The following is an 18,032-nucleotide window of genomic DNA, read 5'->3' as shown; positions in this document are numbered from 1 at the left end:
CCGTCATCGCTGTCTGAGGACCACGCCGTGCGAGCCTTGGCGGCATGGAGTGGTCGACCATCGCCGGGCTCGCGTCAGCTGGTGGTCTGGGGGTGTCGTCTCGAACCTCGTATCTGCGGCTCCTGGCCGTAGGCGGGCAAGGTCGCAGGTGCGCGAAGCCGCTATGAAGCTGGAGAGCCTTCTACCGCAGTGGTCGCTCGTTGAGAAGGAAAAGGCGTTCGACTCCGAAGCCTGGGAGCAAGCAGTCCGGTCTGTGCACATCGAGTGCCTCGCGGCAGGGGTCCCTCGCAAGCTGACCGACCAGTTCGTTCGCGCAGCGCGGGGTTGGTCAACCGTCTACCGCATCAAGGGCGCTGACCTGCTGGTCGGCGAGTGGGAGGCCCTCGATGACTGGTCGAAGGGCCACAGCGCACTGCTCTACGACTACCTGTGGCACCCGCGCCGCACCCGACTTACGTATAAGAGACGGCTACGTGCGCTGGAGACGCAGTTCGACCAGTTCAACGAGGAGGCGAAACAGCGCCAGGCTGCACGGCGAGCGGAGCGAGCTGCCGAGACGGCGTGATGCTGCTCGTTGGAGCGTCGAGTCCGTCGGCTGGCCCGCGCGGTAGCCAAGGATCCCGTGTGTCCCGGCGTCGGCCCGTCGGCGCAGTTAGGGTGCGATCGTTTCCAGTCAGCGACGCAGGAAGTAGGGCATGGCAGTCCCGGAGTACCAGACCTTCATGGCCCCCGTCCTCCGCGCGCTGCAAGATGGCCAACCGCGCCCCGCCAGTGAAATCCGCGAGGTCGTGGCCGCCGAGATGGGCATCACCGAAGAAGACCGGCAGGAGCTGATCAAGAGCGGCATCCCCGTCTTCGACAACCGCGTGGGCTGGGCGATCACCTACATGGTGCAAGCGGGTCTCATCCGCCGCCCGAGGCGGGCGATCAACCAGATCACTGAACGCGGCCTGCAAGTGCTCCGCGACCATCCCGCCCGAGTGGACAACCGCGTACTCACGCAGTTCGAGGAGTTCCGCGAGTTCAAGTCCCGAGCCCGGACGCAGCAGCAGGCGAAGGATGACGCTGCCCAGCCCGCGTCATCGGCTGAGGCGGCCGCATCGGTGGGCGCGCCCCGCGAGACCATCACCACCGCCATCAAGGAGAACAACGCCGCCGTTGCCTCGGACATCCTCATGCGGATCCGTGAGCGGGACCCGGCTTTCCTCGAAGTCCTGGTCCTCCAAGTCCTGACGGCAATGGGCTACGGCGGCGCAGCCGGATCCGCTGAGCGGCTGGGCCGTTCCGGCGATGAGGGCCTGGACGGCGTGATCAAGCAGGACCCGCTCGGGCTGGACCGCATCTACGTGCAGGCGAAGCGATACGCCGCTGAGCGCACGGTCGGACGGCCAGACATCCAGGGCTTCGTCGGTGCCTTGCACGGGGCCCAGGCCGACAGGGGCGTCTTCATCACCACCAGCCGCTTCAGCCAGGATGCCCTGGACTACGCCGAGAAGGTCAACGCCCGCGTAATTCTCATCGATGGCGCGACGCTGGCCGAGCTGCTGGTCAAGCACAACATCGGCGCACAGGACTCGGAGACGTTCGTGCTCAAACGAGTCGACGAGGACTTCTTCGACGAGTCCTGACTCTGACGGAGTCATGCGCGCCCTCAGTCGCGGCCGCGCAGGACGGCTCCCTGGTGGTGTCGCTCCCGTGGTCGACGGCCGTCCGGCGGCCCTGCCTGAAGCCGCCACCGGGCGACGGCGGAGGCTTCAGCAGGTACGCCTTGGAGTCGGCCAAGGCGGCCACGGCCTCAGCGACCCGCTGCCGGTCGACCTCGCCGTCGTCGTCCAGCAGCTCGACCAACTCGACCTGTTGCCAGAGGTCGGCTGGGTCGTGGAGCTGCGCGGCCAGCCGCTCGACCTCGGCGGTCTACATCCGGGTGCCCCGCCTCATCCGGGCGGAATCACTGCGGCTGTCGGTGGCTGGCTGTAGAGACAGCCGCGTGGACCAACACCGGTGCAGCCGGCTCGTGAGCGGAGGACGACGTGACCAGTGTCTGACCCACTAGTGCCTCTTATCGCCGACGTAGCCGCCTTGACTGCCCGTCTGGATTCTCTGATCGACAACACCGGTGGGCCTTCAGCATGTTGGCGTTGGAGGGGAGGGAGCTACTCGAGGGGCTACCCAGTCCTGTGGGTGCGCCTCACGACAGGTTTCCGGCGTCAGCTGAAAGTGCACCGACTAGTGGCCGAGCTCGTCAACGGTGAGGTGGACGAGACCGTTGACCATATTTGTCACGACGCACAGACCTGCGGTGGCGGGGAAGGCTGTCCGCATCGTAGTTGTCTCAACCCGTTCCACCTGCGAGCCGAGTCCCTAGCAACCAACACATCACGGAACCGGGCGGGCATCCAGGGGAGACCTGCCGGCGCGGGCACCCATTCGACGTCACGGAGTCCGGCCGGCGGTACTGCCGCACGTGCGCGGCCGAGGCCGCTCGACAGCGGCGCGCAGCCAACGCCATCCCGAGGCAGCCCGATCGCGAGTATCGACCGCGCGGGATGACCCGCGAGCAGCTTGTGAATTGGGGCTTGGCCGAGCGAGGCGGGGACGGCTGCTGGTACTGGCGTGGCCGGCCGGCCAGCCGAGCCGACGGGTACGTCACGGTGCGGGACGCAGGAACCAACAGAATGATCGACGTGCACCGCCTGGTCTACGAGACCATTCGCGGGCCCATTCCGGCCGGGTACGTCATCGACCACACGTGCCACGGCCCGGAGTGCACCGCGAAGCCGTGTCCGCACCGCGCCTGCTGTCACCCAGACCACCTGGCCGCGGTCCCGGCCAAGGAGAACAACGCGGCGCACCGCCGGCGGCCGCGCGGGAATACCTGCAAGCGGGGGCATGACCTGGCCGACGCCTACGTCGACAAGCGCGGGGCCCGACACTGTCGCATCTGCGCCAACGATCGCCAGCGAGAGTCTTCCGTGCGGTCGGAGGTCGACGGGCGTGCCCGGAAGGACGGCCAGTGCGCGAACGGACACCGGATCGCTGAGGTCGGCCTGACTGCAGCGGGTCGGTGCCGGGAGTGCCATCGGGAGGCTCAGCGGACGTACAAGGCGAGGCAGCGAGCGAGGCACTGACGACCTAGTGGCCGGGGGCCAAGCCGATCGAGACCACGTGCCAGAGGTGACGGACTAGCTGCTGTTCCCTATCCCATGCTTCATCCTCACGCGTTGGCGTAGGCGTCCATCTCCTCGAGAAGCGCCTCAGCGACCTTCTTGTCCATGCGGTACTTCCGCGAGTTGTAGTCGGTGTCGTATGGCCCGGTGACACCCCCGCCGATGGCGTTGCGAGCGAACCCGATAGCCGACATGCGACCACCCATCGCCTTGCCGTCGAAGTCCTGGATGCCCGTGTGTGCACCCATGTGCTCGAAGACGTCGTCGAGGTCCACAGCCGGGGCGTGCTCCGCGATGTAGCGCATCGCCACCGCTGCGTCGGAGTCCGCGAGCCACTCGACGAGCTTGCGCAGGCGAGGGCGGGTCCACTTGCCGGGCAGGTAGTCGTCGTCCTCGCCACCGCCGGCGGCAGGTGCGTCGCCGTTGGACGAGTACGAGACGCCGTAGGCGGCCTGGACAGCGTGAATGACACTGTCGAACGAGTCGTGCTCAGTGTCGAAGCTGATCTTCATAAGGATTGAGCTCTCCTGAGACTCTTCTTTGGTGATCGCCTGCCGTTCACCAAGTGACCTGAACACTAGTCGTCATGGGGGACGTGTGTCAACAAGACGCGAAGAGAGTCGAAGAGGTCCTAAGAAGAGGCTTTCCCTCGCAGCGTTGGAAGCGGCTCCAGGACTTTGCCGCATCGCCTACCACTGACGTGAGCCTTCCCCCGACGTTCAGGAGGCGGTCGCGCGGCGGGCGGGCTTCCGCGACGAGGGGTGGTGCGCGCACTCGACCCGACTGAAGGTGTCAGCGCCCGAGCAGGCCGGCGGCGGCTTCACGTCGATGGGCAAGAGCGACTTAACTCAGCCCACGGTCAGTCGCCAGTAGGTGAACTGACTGCATGAACTGCCGCCTTGCTTCGGGCGTAGTGGCTAGCGGGTCTGTGGCGCTCCGCATGCTGAGCTCGAGCGCCTTGCGCAGGGGTGCGGCGAGCCAGCGATTGCCTCGTTGCGGGCCAGAAGGTCGCCTACCTCGGTTGGCCGAGGTGGGCGGGCGCTCTTGATGAGATTGCACGGGGGCAGGCCACCACGAGGTTCCACACGCCGTTGAGGTCAGGCCCGTCCCAGATGCCGCTTTTCATCAGCGCGAACGGATACACGTGGTCAACATGCACGGCTCCCGCAGCCAGCGTGACGGGCTCGCCGCAGTAGAAGCACCGGCCATGTTGGAAGCCGATCAGGGCCTCGCGCGCGCCGGCCACCGCCACCCGACGGATTGGGGTGAGGAGATGTTCCCCGTCCGCGGAGACGATGACTCCAGTACCGATCAGCCCTCGCCCCACCTCCGCATCGAAACACGCCTCAACGATCGACCAGCGCGCGTCCAGCTCCGGCCCGAGCAGGACCTCGTGCCGGGCGATGGCCAACATCTGCGGCGTCAGTGTTAGCCGCCGGGAGCTGCCCCGGCCACGGATCTCATAGAAGCGGTGCCCCACCTCGCCGACGCCGCGCAGGTTGTGGAACTTCTTCATGACCATCTGCGGCATCGAGGCCACAGCAGCGTCGAGGAGGCGGTCGGTTGGCCGACCGTTCTGCAGGCTCGATACCGACTCCTCTCGTAGAACCGTCAGGAAGTCGGCGGTCCCGGTGACTGACGCCACCGGCCCCTGCGGGTAACGCTAGGCACGCTGAACGAGCTGCATGGCGTACGGAACCGCCAGCTCGGTCAACGACACGTCCTCACGCCCTCGGCGCGCCAGGTCTAGGAGCGCGCTCCCGAGTGCGAACTTGTACGTGCGGGAGTTGGCACCCATGAGGACGGCCATCCGCCACGACGTCACGGCTGTCGGTTCGACTCGGTAGAACTCCACGAGCGAAGTGAAGCCGAAAGGAGCGACAAACGTGGGCAAGCTGGTCCGAGACCTGATCCCCGACATCATCGAGCGCAGCGGCAGGACTCCGCACGTGCGCCTGCTCGGCGAAGCGGAGTACGTCGACGCGCTGCACTCCAAGCTGCTCGAAGAGGCCGAGGAGCTGCGCACCGCCGATCCCAACTCACGCCTTGAAGAAGCGGCCGACGTCTATGAAGTCCTGCTGGCCATCGCTCAGACACTGGATGTAGACATCGCGGACGTTGCCGCCGCCGCCGATGCCAAGCGGGCGGAGCGTGGCGGCTTCGAGCGGCGCATCTGGCTGGAAGCGTGACCTGACGCTCGTCGCCCTGACTGGCTCGTCGGCGTCTGGGATCGGTCCATCGGAGCAGTGGCCAACGGCCTAAGTGGAAGGACCGCCCAGTTGGTACAACGCGAGGTCAACGTCTCGTGCTAGCCAGATGCGACCGGAGTCGGCCAACATGTCGCGCAGGGCTTCGATCGCAGCCATATACGGCCCGTAACTGATCCGGTCACCTACCTGATATCCGAGCTTTTTCAGGCCGATGTGGGCGCGACTGTCATACACCGCCATTCTTTGAGGCGCTGCCGCCAGCAGGATCGTGGAAGGCCAGGCACCGGTCCCCTGCACGCATCCCGGAAGCAGCCTCAGCTTGTCACGTCCTCGTGCCGCGGCCTCCGGTGTACCTGACTCGTCATCTCGCGCGGCTTCCAAAGCTTCGCCCGTGATCTGGCGGACCTCTTCGTCGGACATCCGGTTGAGCGGGAGCGCCCACTTCCGGTAGTCGCCAAGTCGCTTCCAGAGCAGAAGACCGCCGAGATCAAGCTTGCCGAGGCTTCCATCACGGTCGGCGCGGCTGGCGACCTCCGCCAGCGCCTGGTCGTAGTAGGGAGACGCACTCTTTAGGTAGTCCTCGCGAGCCCGCACCAGCTCGTTGACGATCAACTCCCTACTAGAACCGCCGCTGCGCTCCGGGGCCGCGATCACCGAACACCTGCGAAGAACTGGCGGTGGTAGGCCACCGCAGCCATGTCGACATCGTGGCCCGGACGCGTACGCAGAGATGCCAGAACGGAACGGTCCGCGGTCCGGTGCACTTTCCTGTCCTCGCCGATGAAGATCGCGCCCTTGTCGAACAGGACATGATCGTTGGGACAGAGGCACAGCACGTTGTCGATGACGTCGGGGCCGTTGTGCGGCCGGCCCAGGGCGCGGATGTGCGCGCCCTCGGCGTACGCGCCTCCGTCGACTTCGAGACGGATGCCGCAGACCTGGCATGTGTGGTCGTGCAGGTTCTTGACCCACTGGGTCACGGCGCTGTTGCGAACCACCCGTTGGGTCACGCTCTTGGCTCGACTCGGGGCTTGGTCGCCGGCGGGCGTGGACGTGGTCCCAGCTCCCGGTGGTGCCTCCCAGGCGGTACCGCCGTCGGCCTTCTCGAGCAGGTAGCGGAACACGAGCGGCCCATCGGGATGTGGCTCGGACCAGTGTCGGACCACTGTGTACAGGCCGTCGTAGCGGAGTCCGCTGGCCGGCGTGTACGCAGAGCGGTTCCGCTTGCGGCGGGGAACGCCACGGATGACGCGTACCGGCAGTCCCCGTTCCTCGGAGCGGACGAGAGCGAGGTTCCCGCCGGCCATCTGCTGGTCTTCCACATGCCGAGTGCGGTCCTCGTTCTGACCGCCTTCGCCCGTGTAGATGATGCGGACACCTTGATCGTCGTCGGCGTAGCCGCCCGAGACGACGATCGCGTCTGCCCCTTCCTCGGGGTTGCCGCTGATCCCGTTCTGGTTGTGCCGGTGCAAGCCCGCGAGGCGGACCTCAGCCCGAGACTCGAACTCGTGCCCCTCCCGGTAGCCGGGAATCTCGCCTAAAACGCTGGGCAGGGCCACACGAGCAAGATACGAGTTCGTCCTCGCGCGCCGGCAGTCCCGGATCACCCCGCGTGGTGACGCTGCGGCCTTGGTCCGCCCCGCGAGACCGTCAAGGACGGCCAACTGCGAGGCCCGGCCGAGCCGAGTCGCCGGGGCGATAACGACCAGCGACGCGGGCTACTCGTCGGGGAGAAGGGCGGGCTACTCGTCGGGGAGAAGGTAGGCGAACCTTCTGGCCTCAAGAGCTTCCTCGGCTGGCGTCCAGTCCGTCCACACCCGTCGACGACCTCCAGCAGTGTGGAACTGCCCCGTCGACTGATCCTTGGTCACCTCGATCCCGTCCACCACGATGAGGTCCGAGTGGGCGCAGTCCAGTCCGTGGTTCACCTCATTGATGGTCAGCTCCACCGTGTCGATGATCATCGAGCTGCCCTTGACCTCGCAGTGCCGCTCGACGCCGTCGACCATGACCTTGATGTCGTAAGGCTTGCCGAGCACCTCCCAGTCCGTCGCGCCCAGGGCCTTCTCGTAGTACTCCAGGGCGGCGGCAACGGCGTGCTGTTCGACGGCGGCCCGGCGCTCGGGGTCCTGAACGCGCGTCGTGCTCCCCGGGGGTGCCTTCTGCCCGCTCGGTTCGGCATCCTCGATAAGTTCGCCACCCTCGTCCTCGACACCCGTGGTCAGCCTCGCCAGCTCGATGCCGGGGATGAGGTCGAACAGCTGCATCGGGAACTTGACGAAGTAGGCCTGCTGGGTGCGGACCTGCGTCCCGCCGTAGCGGTAGAAGGGAAGTAGACGGGTGCGCCGTGATGCTCAATCAGGGACGCGCGGAGCTCCATGAGCTGATCAAGCAGCGGCAGCAGCGAGGCCGGGGTCGGGGGCTGCGGGAAGTGGGAAAACCCTTCGAGCGGCGCAACCCAGCCTTCGGTGGTGCGGGGCCGGGCAGAGCGCGCCCGCTGGTGCCTCGCGGCTGCCAGGTGTACTCGGGCACCGTCGTCGCCGACTCCATGACGTCTGACCAGCCCACGAGGGCTCGCGCCTTGCCCGACCAGTGCAATACCCGGTCACCGGGCTTCACCTCGCCGACGAGGTCGTACGACCACACGCCGGCGTTCAGCTTCGGGGCCTTGAGGTTGGCACCGAGATCGTCCCGGAGCGTGATCTCCATCCAGTACCGCTGGGCCGGGTCTGCGGTCCACCAGGTGTTGAGCGCCACGGCACGCAGCCTGCTATAGGCGCGGTACTCGCCGTGACCAGGACACGGAGCGACCGCCCCGAAGGCTGATTCCGTCGTACCTGACCGGTATCGATGCGGTCGTGGAGACGAAGCGGTGTGCGAACTGCAGGGTGGTGAAACCCGTCGACCAGTTCTACTGGGACAACACGCACCAGCGACATCTGGCCCGCTGCAAGCCCTGCTACAGGGAGCGGCAGAACCAGCTGCGGCGGCAACGCTGGGCGCAGATGACGCCGGAAGAACGGGCTGCCGCGAACGAGAAGCAGTATGCCGCGGACGCCCGGCGGCGCGAGGAGATGGGAGATGAGGCCTGGCGCGCCTACCGCCTGGCCCTGTTCGACGCCTACGTCGCGGAAAGCCGCCAGAACCTGTGGCAGTACCTGCGCGAGCACCCGTGCATGGACTGCGGCGAGACCGACATCGTCGTCCTCCAGTTCGACCACCGGGACCGCGAGTCCAAGGAGATGATCGTCAGCCGGATGATCGCCTCGGGACGGCGCTGGCCGGTCATCCTGCGCGAGATCGAGAAGTGCGACGTCGTGTGCGGAAACTGCCACGCCGCCGCACGGCGACGCAAATGGGCTGGAGGAAGGCCCCCGTGCGGGAGGCAACGGCCGGTGCAGGATGACCTTGATCGGCGGACCGGCGGCCAGACGTCGGTGATCCGCACCGTTCTGTCAGACACGGCCGGTAGCAACTCGGCCGTGGAGGAGAAGCAGTGCCTGCACTGCCTCGAACGGAAGCCCGTAACCGAGTTCTACTGGGACGAGAAGAGACAGCGCTACAAGGCCTGGTGCAGGCCCTGCGAGAACGCAGTCAAGGGTGAACGCCGGAGGCAACGCAGCGCCCAGATGACGCCGGCCGAGCGGGCCGCGGAGAACCAGAAGCAGTACGCCCGGGACGCGCGGAAGAAGGAAGCGATAGGCGAGGACGCCTGGCGCTCCTATCGCACCGGATTGCACACGGCGTACGTGGAGCAGAACCGCGCGAACCTCTGGCAGTACCTCGAGGACCACCCGTGCGTCGACTGCGGTGAGACCGACATCGTCGTCCTCCAGTTCGACCACCGGGACCGCGAGTCCAAGGAGGTGAACGTGAGCCAGATGATCTACAGCTACAGCTGGCGGTCCATCCTCCGGGAGATCGACAAGTGCGACGTCGTGTGCGTCAACGACCACATGCGCCGGACGGCGAGGCAACTGAACTGGAAGAAGGCCTTGCTCGCCGAGGTCCCGATCACAAGCGTCGCCGACGTGGACGCCGTCTAGTACCGCGACTGGCAACGTTCGCCCTGAAGGCGGCTTCAGAGACACTCAGGGCGTCGGCTCGCTCAAGTCGGATAGGCGTGCGCTCAGGACCGGATAGCGTTCTGCGCCCTGGGCCTGTTCTGAAGAAGACCGAAGCCAGGCACCCTCCGGGTGGATTCGGTCGCGCACCTGCCGCTCGAAGGGAGCACGAGACCCGATGACGTCCAAGGCCCAGCGAAAGGCGGCCAAGCGACGAAAGGCGGCTCTCAGAGCAGAAAAGCTCGCTCGGGGCGAGAAGGTCGACACCGACCTGTTGCCCCGCCCACTTCGACTAATTGCCCAGTCGCACGAGCATCTGCAGTCCGTCGTCAGCGGCGCTGACAATATCGATGAAGCCGTCTCGCTTGTTCGTCAGCAACTATCCTCCGCCGCCGAGCGTATCGAGGATCTCGCCCGACCATACGACAGCTTCGACATCATCGAGTTGATCCGCCAACGAAATGCACTGGCCGACCCGGAGACCTTTACAGAAGCGGAGCACGAGGGCAGCGCCACCGTCATCGAGCTAATTGCCTTCATCCTCTCTGGACGAGGGCAGAGAAGTGGTGAAGCTTCACGCCCCGGTGAGTCACGGCCGAATCCGAGCCGCATAGTAGGCAAGCTGCAAGAGCTGGCCGAATCAGCCGTGAACGCAGGCTCCATGCTTGCAATGTTCACTTTTGTCCAGGCTCAGGATCCTATGTCGCGCATCGGCTTCGGAACCGTCTTGCGAGAGGCATTCCTCCGCAATACATCGTATCCCCACATGGTGGAAGACACCCTAACTGAGCTGTTCGGTGACCCCTGGTCGAGTCCGAGTGTATCCGCGTCCTCGGCTTTACGGTCGCAAATGTACGGGCAATCTTCGACGAACTGATCGAACGACATTCCGAGGCCTGGGAACTAAGATTCGACGCCTTTCGACAGGTCGGCCGATACGCTCAGGAGTACCCGGACGGTCCTCCTCCCGACGTGCGCGATCATGCGACAGAACTCCTCAATAGCGTATGGGCGAATGCTGGCGACGCGTCAACCTTCGACGCGACCCAGTTGGCCACCGCCGTCAACTTGCCGACCCATGTCGTCGAATCCGTTATGAACGTATTCGCCCACACCATGTCGCCGGAGCTCAGCACCACACTCGCATTACGCTATTTTGAGGGGGTTCGCCGTTCCGCGTCCGTCCCATCCTAAGAGACCGCACGTCTGGGACGGCTGTATTCGTGCACCAAGGACTCCTTGTCCCAGCCATCCGCGAAGCGATAGAACAGGCGCTGAAGTCCGACGACGCTGCTTGGGACGTCTACAGCAAGCACCGAGGGACGTATGTGGAGACGGAGGCGTTGCGTCTCTTGTCGTCCAAGTTCAAGGACGCCACGATTCGACCCGGATTCGAATACTTCGTGCCCGACCCCACGAAGCCGAGCGAACACCAGCCGGCCGAGTACACCAAGCTTGTCGAGAGCGACGGTCTCATAATCGTCGACGACATCGCCATCCTCCTGGAAAGCAAGAGCGTGGCCATGCGAGCACAGTCGCGAACCGGCCACTTTGCTCGCCTCAAACAGGATCTCCGGCGAATGGTGGGCGACGCGGCAGAGCAAGCTCGACGAGCCAGGGAACGAATCCATAGCGACGGCGGCCTGAGGATTCGCAATGGTGATTGGCTGGATCTCTCGTTCGTCCGAGAGATCCATACCGTGGCCGTTAGCCTTGACGACCTATCAGGCATCGCCACCGTTACGACGGATTTGGTTGAGGCAGGGCTTCTGCCGGATGAAGAACTGCCCTGGATTGTGTCACTTCACGACTTGCGGATCATTACCGAACTCGTAGAACGGCCATCTGAGCTGGTGATGTACTTGCGTCGGCGGAGAGAGCCGGACGTAACACGCAAGTTTCACGCGATAGACGAGTTGGATTTCTTCTTATACATGTACCGGCGAGGTCTTTACGTTGAGCCGGATCCCGACAGGGTGCAAGCCGAACTGCCACAGTTGGGCGAACCTTCGGTCAGTGCCAAGCGGCGACACAAGGCGCAGCCACTTGAATTCATCACCACCGAGACTGGCCCACTCGACGCTTGGTACATGTCTCAACTGGGCATCCGTCAGGCTGCTAGCCCCAAGCCGACGCTGAATGCCAACCCGGGCATTCTTGCGCTCGTGGATGATTTGGCCCGATTGAATGCGCCAGGCTGGCTCTCGGTGGGGACCACTCTGCTGGAGGCCTCCGCAGCGACCCAGCACCAATGGTCTGAGTATGCAGAACACCTCTGCCGTATGACCCTGCAGGATCGAAAGGCGCACACTGCCACGGTCGTCGGGGGCCATACGGCAGCCGCCAGTTTTGTTCTTGTCTGGGCTACGCCGGAGTTCGGTCAATCCCCGTCCGCAGCTCGCCCTCGCCTTGCTGCGTACCTTCGCGCAAAGAAGTATCAGCTCCGGGTCGCACGTGGCTTGGTACTACTCTTCGATCCACCGAGCAGGAAACTGGTCGACAGCATCTTCACGAATGACGTCTGGGCGTTCGACGAAGAAATAGAGGAGCAGGTTGCCACACTCAAACCCGTAGCTCAGCATTCCCGGTCTGTCCCGCTAGCTCGCAGGGCGGGCAAGACGCGCGGAGCGCGAAAGAAGCGACGCTGAGCCCCGAGAGTTGGATCTTCTCCGCGCGTACGAGGTGCTGGGTCTCCGTCAGGCCTGAGCCTCCTGGGTGTCCCGTAGTGGGCCGTTTAAGGCGCGAAGTGGCACCTTCGCGGCAACTCGGCCTGGCCGCATACGAGGATCAGCAATCTTTGCATGTGGCTGGCGCGCACGTCGGACCTCACCAGCCGCCAGACCGACGGCAACGCGGGCCAGGACACCCTGCTATGCGGCCGCACCCGGGACCGCGGACTGAATCCGCGAGCGTGGTGGCGCTCGGCACAGCGCTGGAATGATGGGCTGTGCCGCGCCTGAGTGCGGCTATCGCTGAATCACGGGCAGCCGTCCTGGTAGACCCGGGGCCCGGGTGGCCAACTGCGTTCCGCAGTCGGTGTTGTACAGCGTTGCTTTCTGCGTCTGACTGGATGTCTCCGCCACGAGAATGGCTTCCACACTCACACTCCCAGTGCCAGTGCATACATTGGCGACCGTCGTGCCAATAGCGCCCGTGTTCGTAAGTCGTCTTCATGCGCGTAATCACTCCACGCTTCGCCATGTGCCTGGGTGACCCTGACTTCCAGTGGCTCCGCATCGTGCCACACCCGGATGACCCGTATGCCTCGACCCGGTTCGCCGCATTCGAGCTCATTCCGGGACACGCCGCCACCGAGGCCGAGGTGCTCGTGCTCTCCGGTGCGGTGCCCGGGGTGACTGAGCAGCCCGGGCCCATGGGTCGTGGGCCCGGCGTCGCGGTAGCGCGCGGGTGGTCAGGCCCGGCCAGCCGTCTGGCTAGCCTCACCCTGACCGCCAGAACGGGAGGCATCGGTGCAGGCAGACGAGACCGCCTACGGTCAGCTCACGGACGTACTCGGCCAGCTGAACGCCATCATCCAGCGGCTGCCCGCAGCCGAGGACTCGGTAGCGGCATACCAGCAGCGCGTCGATCGGTACCTCGCGCTAGGAGACCTGGCCGAGGCGCTCAGCTGGATGCATGAGTCGCTGCAGATGGCCTACATGGAGCTGGAGTCCGCGGCCGCCATCGTCGACCAGGATCGGCCCGTCGACAGCGCATATGGCACGGGACGTCCATGGGCCGGACCGCAGCCGCCCCGCTACCTGCTGGGCTTAGCCGACCGGGCTGCCGACGGCACTGCCCGGGCCACGACGTCTTACCGGGCGCGACTGAGCGACACCCGGCTGACCGAGTCGATGGACCCGGCGTGCCCCAAGATCATGGACGGCCGCCCGTGCTCTGGGACACGGGTCAATCGCGCCGATGGGTCCCGCGCCGCCGCGTGCTGGCCTCATCTGACGGCGGAGCAGAAGAGCGAGATCAACGCGGAGCGCAAGAAGGCCATCGCGGCCAACGCCTGCGCGGAGTGCGGAGTGGCCGCCGGTGAGAAGTGCATCCAGGACGGCCGGACCACGACCGTCCACCAGCGACGCCTACGCGCCCTCCACCAACCAGGTTCCTGACGTCCTCCGCCTGGCCATGGTGTAGCGGCCACGGCCTCGCGGATCTGCTCGGCATTCTCGACGGACAGGTCAATCTTGTAGTCGACGCCCGACGCGCCTAAGGCCACCGCCTTCGTGCGCCTCCAGCTGCGTCTTGCCGGTCCCACGAGCGTCGCGCAGTCGACGAGGATCACCCGGACATTCACCTTCCCGGCGTAGTCGAGGGCGTCATCCTCCTCGTCGTCCTGGTCTTGCTTCTGGTCTTGCTCCTGCGGCGTCGTGGGACTGCCTGACAGTTGATGGTCGCCTGGGGACAACCCAGGCGACCATCAACCGACGAGCCATCGCATGTCACCCCGGTAGGTGCAGTCGTGCTGGCCGTCCTAGACGGCTATCTATCGCTGTAGTCGTCCCGGTATCCCGCCCACCCCGTCCCTGAGCGGGGCCCCGGCCTCGACAGCCTCCCAGACGGCCTGCCGCCACTCGGCCAGCACGGCGCGCGCCGAAGGGTCGCCGGCACGGGCGACGGCCTCGCAGGCACCCACACCGCCCCGAGTGTCGGCGAGGCGTCGCACGGTCCACTCCTCAGGCCCGGCCGAACTGCCGCGGGGATGCTGGCCGAATCGTCTGCGGGCCTCGTCGAGCCCGCGCCGACCGGCCGTCACCCGCCGACCTCGCGCATCTCCAGGACGCCGGGGACGTTGACGCTCAGCAGGTTCGCCCAGGCGTCAGCGTGGTACCGCGCCCGCTGCCTCTTTCGCAGGGCATCACTACTCGTGAGGATTCGGCCACGATCCTGTTCGGCCGCGTCACGGACAAGCCGCTCGTGCTCGGCAGACATGCGGCGGCTTTCCGCGCCATACCAAGCGCCCAGCTCGGCCCCCAGGGCCTCGCGGACCCAGGCCGGGGCCCTCCCGAGGTGCGCCGCCTGGTCGAAGGTCAGGGTCGAGGGTGCGGCCACCGGCCGGGGTCGGGGTCGAGCTCGAGCGGCCGGTCGGGGCCGGTGACCGACTGGGGCCTGGCCTCGCGGTGGGTGACCGTCAGCGGGTGCGGCTCGCGGTCGGCGTAGCGGATTGCGGTCATATTGTGGTTCTCCTTCTCGGTTGCCCCCGCCATGTCCGGCGAGGGAGCTTCTAGATGTGGGGCTGGGGACGACATCGAGACCCCCAGACCCTCAGACCCGAGAATCAGCAGCACGTTCCGGTGTCCAATCAGGGCCGGGGGAGGGGTCCCCCACCTCCCTTCCGGCTGCCACTCGTTCCGAAAGTGAGGGAGTTCCTCGGCGGGCCTGGCACGGGGCGTCGGCCCTTCGGCGGGTCGGCGGGTCGGCGGGTCGGGCCCGGCAGAGGTTCACCGCAGGCCCGAGCCAGTGAGAACGGCCTCGCGGAACATGTCGGTGATCTCGCGCTGTCGACCGGGCTCGCAGCCGACGCGGGCGTACGTCAGGGCACGGGCCAGGTCGGTCATCTGGGCGAGCATCAGAGCCAGGTCGTGGACGTGGGAACCGGGCGTCAGGTAGGCGCGCATCTCCTGGTCGCCCTCGCAGGCGGCGTCCAGCAGGGCGATGCACTGGAGCATTGAGGTCTGCCGCTCGGCGCGGGTGATCCCGTGGTCGGGGTTCTTGACGATGGGCTCCCAGGCGTTGCGGATCGGCTTGGGGCCACCACGGCGGCGGGGGCGTCGGGTCATGGGGCGTCGTTCTCCAGGGTGGGTAGCGGGGTCTGTCGCGGGTGCTGTGCCGTGGGCGCTACAGATGTCGCGGCGCTGACCTGCGATGTAGCGGGTGTCGCCCCAGTCGCGGGATCTGAGGGGTGGCCCCCAGGGAGGGCAGGAGGTCGGGGCAGTACCGCTCCCAGGCCTCCCAGAGGTCCGACCGGCGGTAGCCCTTGCGGACGCCGTCGGAGCGGCGGACGTCAACCGAGCGGATGCCGTGCTCACGCAGAAGGCCGGCGAGTCGCAGCGGGTCCAGTGGCTCCCCTCCCAGGGAGCGCCACGGCGACTCCTCGAGGGCGTGCAGCTCGGTGAGGATGTCGCTGGTCCACATGGCCAGGTGCTCGCCGAAGACGAGGTGCAGGTCCCTCAGCAGCCGCACCCGGAGGGACGGACCTGCTTCGGTGGCGGTCGCCTTGATCAGTGCCTCGCAGGCGTCCCGCGCCAGCTCCGGCCACCGACCCCCGAGGACGTCGGCGACGGCCAGCAGCGGTTCCCAGCAGTCGGCGGCGCGATCCTCCACCCCGGCCGGCATGTCCGGCCAGGCGTTGGCCAGGGCGTCGACCACCGACGCACCCCAGGTAGCCAGGTGTGCCCGCAGTCGGTGGCCCTCGGGCTCCACCCTCCGGCGGCGGTAGGGCTCCAGACGCTCGGTTGGACGACGCTTCCGCATCCGGATGATGACCGACCGGGTCATCAGGGTCTCGGGCAGATTCCCGAGCCCGGCCAGGGCCACCGGGGCGAAGACGTCGAAGTCCTTGACCACGATCGTCTTGCCCTCGGTCACGCACCGGAAGACGGGGTTCCGCGCGCGTGACCGCTGTTGAGCAGCCCGCGCAGGCTCTCGTTGTCCTCGTCCTTGCCATACCGGCCGAAGATGGCGTCGACCTCATCGAACAGCAGCGTCGGCCGGTCCATCTCGATCTTGCGGAAGATTGCGGCAACCGAGCTGTTCGTCGTGTGCAGCGCGTTGGCGGCCAGCATCCCGGCGATCTCCAGCAGTCGGGTCTTCCCCGAGCCGGGCTCGGGGCTGAGGGCGGCCAGTCGGGGGTCGTGTCGAAGGCGTCCAGGACGTGCGTGTGGAGCACCCACAGGGCTGCTGCCACGGCCGCATGCTCGCTGGGGAAGGCGACGTACCGGGTGAAGAAGTCGAGCGCCGCGTCGGCGATCTCGCCCCCTGGGGGACACCCCCATAGACCCGTGACAGCCGCTACAGCCGCTACATGCCTGGTCAGAAGGCTGCTCAGTGTCGCGGGTCGTCGCGGTCGTCGCGGGAGTAGCGGATGTAGCGGGTGTAGCGCTCTCCGGAGAGACCTCGACCAGAGGACTGGCGTGCTGGCGGCACGCAGAGTCCCCGTCGGCGTTGGTCAGTGCCCAGGCGACCATCCCCAGGACGTCGTCTCCTCCTTCGGGCTTGATCTCCTCCAGCGTGGCCGCGATGGCGCGGACGTCGGCGGCCACGGCGCACCCGGCCCGGATCAGCTCCACCACTCGGGTCACCGACCGCATGGCCCAGGCGTGGCGTCCCAGCGTCGGGCTGCCTGGGGTAGTTGCCCGCGCTGCGGCCAGCAGGTCGGCGACGGCCTTCCGGCCGTAGGTGCAACCGTGCTCCGGTCCGTCGTGCTCAGCGAGGAAGGCGCGGGCCTCGGTGTAGCTGGCGGCCCTCTCCCCGGCACCCCTCCCGACTACCGCCCGCGTGGACCAGCGCGCCGATCAGGTCGTCGTCGGGGCCGCAGTCGAACAGCTCGTCCAGGTCGACCGGCTGCTCGATGCCGTAGCCCGCGTCCGGATACTTCGGCCGGGTCGAGCCGGGCAGGAAGGCCAGCAGCCGGCTACCGCCGTTGGGAGTACCGCCGACGTAGTCCCCTACGTGTCCGGCCGACGTCGCCAGCGGGCTGATCTTGCCGATGCCGGTCGAGCGGACGAGGTAGTGCCGGCCGCCCGATGGCGTGGTGTGGATGCCGAAGGACCGGAACGGCGGCAGGTGGCCCACTGACCCGTCGTCCTTGGTGTCGACGTCGACCACGTCGACACCGTGGCCACCGACCATGGCCAGGGCGTCAACCCCCGGCCGGAAGGCGTCCAGCAGCGGCAGGGACTCCGCAGCGGTGATCGTGGCCCACCCTGCCGGGGGATGACGTCGGACCGCTTGTCCCCGGGCTGCCAGCCCTGGCGCGGCTGACAGACCACCACGGGGATGCCGTGGGCGATGAGGTCGAAGGCCAGCGCGACGACGGCGGCCAGCAGCTCCGCGTCGCTACGCTGGACGTCGACCGGCTGGGCGGCTTGGTCACTTGCGGGCGGCGCGGCACTCTCCCCAGGGGCCGCGCCGTTCGTCGTCTCGATCATCGGGCAGCGCCTCGCGGCAGAAGACGCAGACGGGCGCGCTGGGCGTCGGAGAGCGGCGGTGCCGTTGCGGCGACCCGCTGGGCCACCACGCGCATGTGCTCGCGCTCGGCCGGTGTCACTGAGCGTCGCCCCCGGCGAGTCGGTGGGCCAGCGCACAACGGTCCTCGGGGTCGAGGTAGCCGGAGGAGATCAGGCGGTCGATGTACCGCTCAGCGGCGCGGATGGACCGGGCGCGCTGCGCCGGGCGAAGGTGCTCCGACCAGTCGATGTCGGACGGCGGCCAGGTGGCCGCGTTGATGCTGGGCAAGAAGCGCTCCCACCGAATCAAGCGAACAGGAATAAGGTCCCGCCGTGGGAGCCGGTTGCTCTCCCACGGGGTGTCCCGCTTGGTGGTGGTGGTGAACGGTCCTTCGTGCTTCAGCAGACGCCGTC

At 66.9% G+C, this 18,032-nt stretch carries 21 protein-coding genes; 9 read left to right on the top strand and 12 right to left on the bottom strand.

What is annotated here, in order from left to right; translation table 11 throughout:
• Window positions 1-163: 163 nt before the first annotated feature.
• From U6N30_RS07950 to U6N30_RS33605, 4 genes are all read left to right on the top strand, one after another.
• Window positions 164-565 carry a hypothetical protein gene (locus U6N30_RS07950; protein WP_092202759.1) on the top strand — a complete coding sequence of 134 codons (402 nt, stop codon included), beginning with the start codon at window positions 164-166 and terminating at the stop codon, window positions 563-565.
• A gap of 130 nt (window positions 566-695) precedes the next feature.
• Window positions 696-1,628 carry a restriction endonuclease gene (locus tag U6N30_RS07945; RefSeq protein WP_324276839.1) on the top strand — a complete coding sequence of 311 codons (933 nt, stop codon included), beginning with the start codon at window positions 696-698 and terminating at the stop codon, window positions 1,626-1,628.
• 67 nt (window positions 1,629-1,695) lie between these two features.
• Window positions 1,696-1,977, top strand: a complete 282-nt coding sequence (locus U6N30_RS07940; RefSeq protein WP_324276838.1) for a hypothetical protein — start codon at window positions 1,696-1,698, stop codon at window positions 1,975-1,977.
• A gap of 569 nt (window positions 1,978-2,546) precedes the next feature.
• Window positions 2,547-3,128 carry an HNH endonuclease gene (locus U6N30_RS33605; RefSeq protein ID WP_422678052.1) on the top strand — a complete coding sequence of 194 codons (582 nt, stop codon included), beginning with the start codon at window positions 2,547-2,549 and terminating at the stop codon, window positions 3,126-3,128.
• 86 nt (window positions 3,129-3,214) lie between these two features.
• Here U6N30_RS33605 and U6N30_RS07935 read toward each other — a convergent pair whose 3' ends face one another.
• Window positions 3,215-3,679, bottom strand: coding sequence for a hypothetical protein (locus tag U6N30_RS07935; protein WP_139228873.1), 465 nt, complete (start codon window positions 3,677-3,679; stop codon window positions 3,215-3,217).
• Between the two features lie 500 nt (window positions 3,680-4,179).
• Entirely contained in the window at window positions 4,180-4,812 is a 633-nt protein-coding gene (locus tag U6N30_RS07930; protein WP_324276837.1) for an HNH endonuclease, read from the bottom strand.
• Between the two features lie 241 nt (window positions 4,813-5,053).
• Here U6N30_RS07930 and U6N30_RS07925 point away from each other — a divergent pair, with 241 nt between their 5' ends.
• A complete protein-coding gene (locus U6N30_RS07925; protein WP_324276836.1) occupies window positions 5,054-5,356 on the top strand; it encodes a nucleoside triphosphate pyrophosphohydrolase in 303 nt (100 codons plus the stop codon).
• 69 nt (window positions 5,357-5,425) lie between these two features.
• Here the strand turns inward: U6N30_RS07925 and U6N30_RS07920 are convergent, their stop codons facing one another.
• The 4 genes from U6N30_RS07920 to U6N30_RS07905 form a co-directional block, all read right to left on the bottom strand.
• Window positions 5,426-6,031 (bottom strand): hypothetical protein, encoded by a 606-nt coding sequence (locus U6N30_RS07920; protein WP_324276835.1) that lies wholly within the window; start codon window positions 6,029-6,031, stop codon window positions 5,426-5,428.
• Window positions 6,028-6,936 (bottom strand): YDG/SRA domain-containing protein, encoded by a 909-nt coding sequence (locus tag U6N30_RS07915; RefSeq protein ID WP_324276834.1) that lies wholly within the window; start codon window positions 6,934-6,936, stop codon window positions 6,028-6,030. The genes U6N30_RS07920 and U6N30_RS07915 overlap by 4 nt, the downstream gene beginning before the upstream one ends.
• A 183-nt stretch (window positions 6,937-7,119) precedes the next feature.
• Window positions 7,120-7,644 (bottom strand): protein NO VEIN domain-containing protein, encoded by a 525-nt coding sequence (locus U6N30_RS07910; RefSeq protein ID WP_324276833.1) that lies wholly within the window; start codon window positions 7,642-7,644, stop codon window positions 7,120-7,122.
• A gap of 91 nt (window positions 7,645-7,735) precedes the next feature.
• The gene (locus U6N30_RS07905; protein ID WP_324276832.1) at window positions 7,736-8,134 is read right to left on the bottom strand and encodes a hypothetical protein; all 399 of its coding nucleotides are present in this window, start codon (window positions 8,132-8,134) and stop codon (window positions 7,736-7,738) included.
• A 101-nt stretch (window positions 8,135-8,235) separates the two neighbouring features.
• Here U6N30_RS07905 and U6N30_RS07900 point away from each other — a divergent pair, with 101 nt between their 5' ends.
• From U6N30_RS07900 to U6N30_RS07885, 4 genes are all read left to right on the top strand, one after another.
• Window positions 8,236-9,423 (top strand): hypothetical protein, encoded by a 1,188-nt coding sequence (locus tag U6N30_RS07900; RefSeq protein WP_324276831.1) that lies wholly within the window; start codon window positions 8,236-8,238, stop codon window positions 9,421-9,423.
• Between the two features lie 196 nt (window positions 9,424-9,619).
• The gene (locus U6N30_RS07895; protein ID WP_324276830.1) at window positions 9,620-10,318 is read left to right on the top strand and encodes a hypothetical protein; all 699 of its coding nucleotides are present in this window, start codon (window positions 9,620-9,622) and stop codon (window positions 10,316-10,318) included.
• A 451-nt stretch (window positions 10,319-10,769) separates the two neighbouring features.
• Complete coding sequence (locus tag U6N30_RS07890) at window positions 10,770-12,089, top strand: hypothetical protein (protein ID WP_324276829.1); 1,320 nt, start codon at window positions 10,770-10,772, stop codon at window positions 12,087-12,089.
• 822 nt (window positions 12,090-12,911) lie between these two features.
• Window positions 12,912-13,562, top strand: a complete 651-nt coding sequence (locus U6N30_RS07885; protein WP_092198912.1) for a hypothetical protein — start codon at window positions 12,912-12,914, stop codon at window positions 13,560-13,562.
• 918 nt (window positions 13,563-14,480) lie between these two features.
• On the opposite strand, the gene U6N30_RS07880 is transcribed toward U6N30_RS07885, so the two are convergent.
• The 6 genes from U6N30_RS07880 to U6N30_RS07855 all read right to left on the bottom strand — a co-directional run bounded on the left by U6N30_RS07880 (window position 14,481) and on the right by U6N30_RS07855 (window position 17,907).
• A complete protein-coding gene (locus U6N30_RS07880) occupies window positions 14,481-14,624 on the bottom strand; it encodes a hypothetical protein (protein WP_324276828.1) in 144 nt (47 codons plus the stop codon).
• A 267-nt stretch (window positions 14,625-14,891) separates the two neighbouring features.
• Window positions 14,892-15,230, bottom strand: coding sequence for a hypothetical protein (locus U6N30_RS07875; RefSeq protein ID WP_324276827.1), 339 nt, complete (start codon window positions 15,228-15,230; stop codon window positions 14,892-14,894).
• 58 nt (window positions 15,231-15,288) lie between these two features.
• Window positions 15,289-16,038, bottom strand: a complete 750-nt coding sequence (locus U6N30_RS07870) for a DUF3631 domain-containing protein (RefSeq protein WP_324276826.1) — start codon at window positions 16,036-16,038, stop codon at window positions 15,289-15,291.
• Window positions 16,035-16,235, bottom strand: coding sequence for a hypothetical protein (locus tag U6N30_RS07865; RefSeq protein ID WP_324276825.1), 201 nt, complete (start codon window positions 16,233-16,235; stop codon window positions 16,035-16,037). The genes U6N30_RS07870 and U6N30_RS07865 overlap by 4 nt, the downstream gene beginning before the upstream one ends.
• 640 nt (window positions 16,236-16,875) lie before the next feature.
• On the bottom strand, window positions 16,876-17,301 hold the full coding sequence (locus U6N30_RS07860) for a hypothetical protein (protein ID WP_324276824.1): 426 nt from the start codon (window positions 17,299-17,301) through the stop codon (window positions 16,876-16,878).
• 414 nt (window positions 17,302-17,715) lie between these two features.
• Entirely contained in the window at window positions 17,716-17,907 is a 192-nt protein-coding gene (locus U6N30_RS07855) for a hypothetical protein (RefSeq protein ID WP_324276823.1), read from the bottom strand.
• Between the last annotated feature and the right edge of the window lie 125 nt (window positions 17,908-18,032).

It is taken from the genome of Blastococcus brunescens (assembly GCF_035320885.1).
Lineage (GTDB): Bacteria > Actinomycetota > Actinomycetes > Mycobacteriales > Geodermatophilaceae > Blastococcus_B > Blastococcus_B brunescens.
The sequence above is the reverse complement of the archived record's forward strand: the minus strand, read 5'-3'. Positions and strand labels throughout refer to the sequence as shown.

Bases quoted from the DNA above. Each gene is read 5' to 3' on its own strand.
- U6N30_RS07950 (WP_092202759.1), top strand. From the start codon at position 164: ATGAAGCTGGAGAGCCTTCTACCGCAGTGGTCGCTCGTTGAGAAGGAA.
- U6N30_RS07945 (WP_324276839.1), top strand. From the start codon at position 696: ATGGCAGTCCCGGAGTACCAGACCTTCATGGCCCCCGTCCTCCGCGCG.
- U6N30_RS33605 (WP_422678052.1), top strand. From the start codon at position 2,547: ATGACCCGCGAGCAGCTTGTGAATTGGGGCTTGGCCGAGCGAGGCGGG.
- U6N30_RS07935 (WP_139228873.1), bottom strand. From the start codon at position 3,679: ATGAAGATCAGCTTCGACACTGAGCACGACTCGTTCGACAGTGTCATT.
- U6N30_RS07910 (WP_324276833.1), bottom strand. From the start codon at position 7,644: ATGCAGCTGTTCGACCTCATCCCCGGCATCGAGCTGGCGAGGCTGACC.
- U6N30_RS07895 (WP_324276830.1), top strand. From the start codon at position 9,620: ATGACGTCCAAGGCCCAGCGAAAGGCGGCCAAGCGACGAAAGGCGGCT.
- U6N30_RS07880 (WP_324276828.1), bottom strand. From the start codon at position 14,624: ATGACCGCAATCCGCTACGCCGACCGCGAGCCGCACCCGCTGACGGTC.
- U6N30_RS07875 (WP_324276827.1), bottom strand. From the start codon at position 15,230: ATGACCCGACGCCCCCGCCGCCGTGGTGGCCCCAAGCCGATCCGCAAC.
- U6N30_RS07865 (WP_324276825.1), bottom strand. From the start codon at position 16,235: ATGCTGGCCGCCAACGCGCTGCACACGACGAACAGCTCGGTTGCCGCA.
- U6N30_RS07860 (WP_324276824.1), bottom strand. From the start codon at position 17,301: ATGGTCGGTGGCCACGGTGTCGACGTGGTCGACGTCGACACCAAGGAC.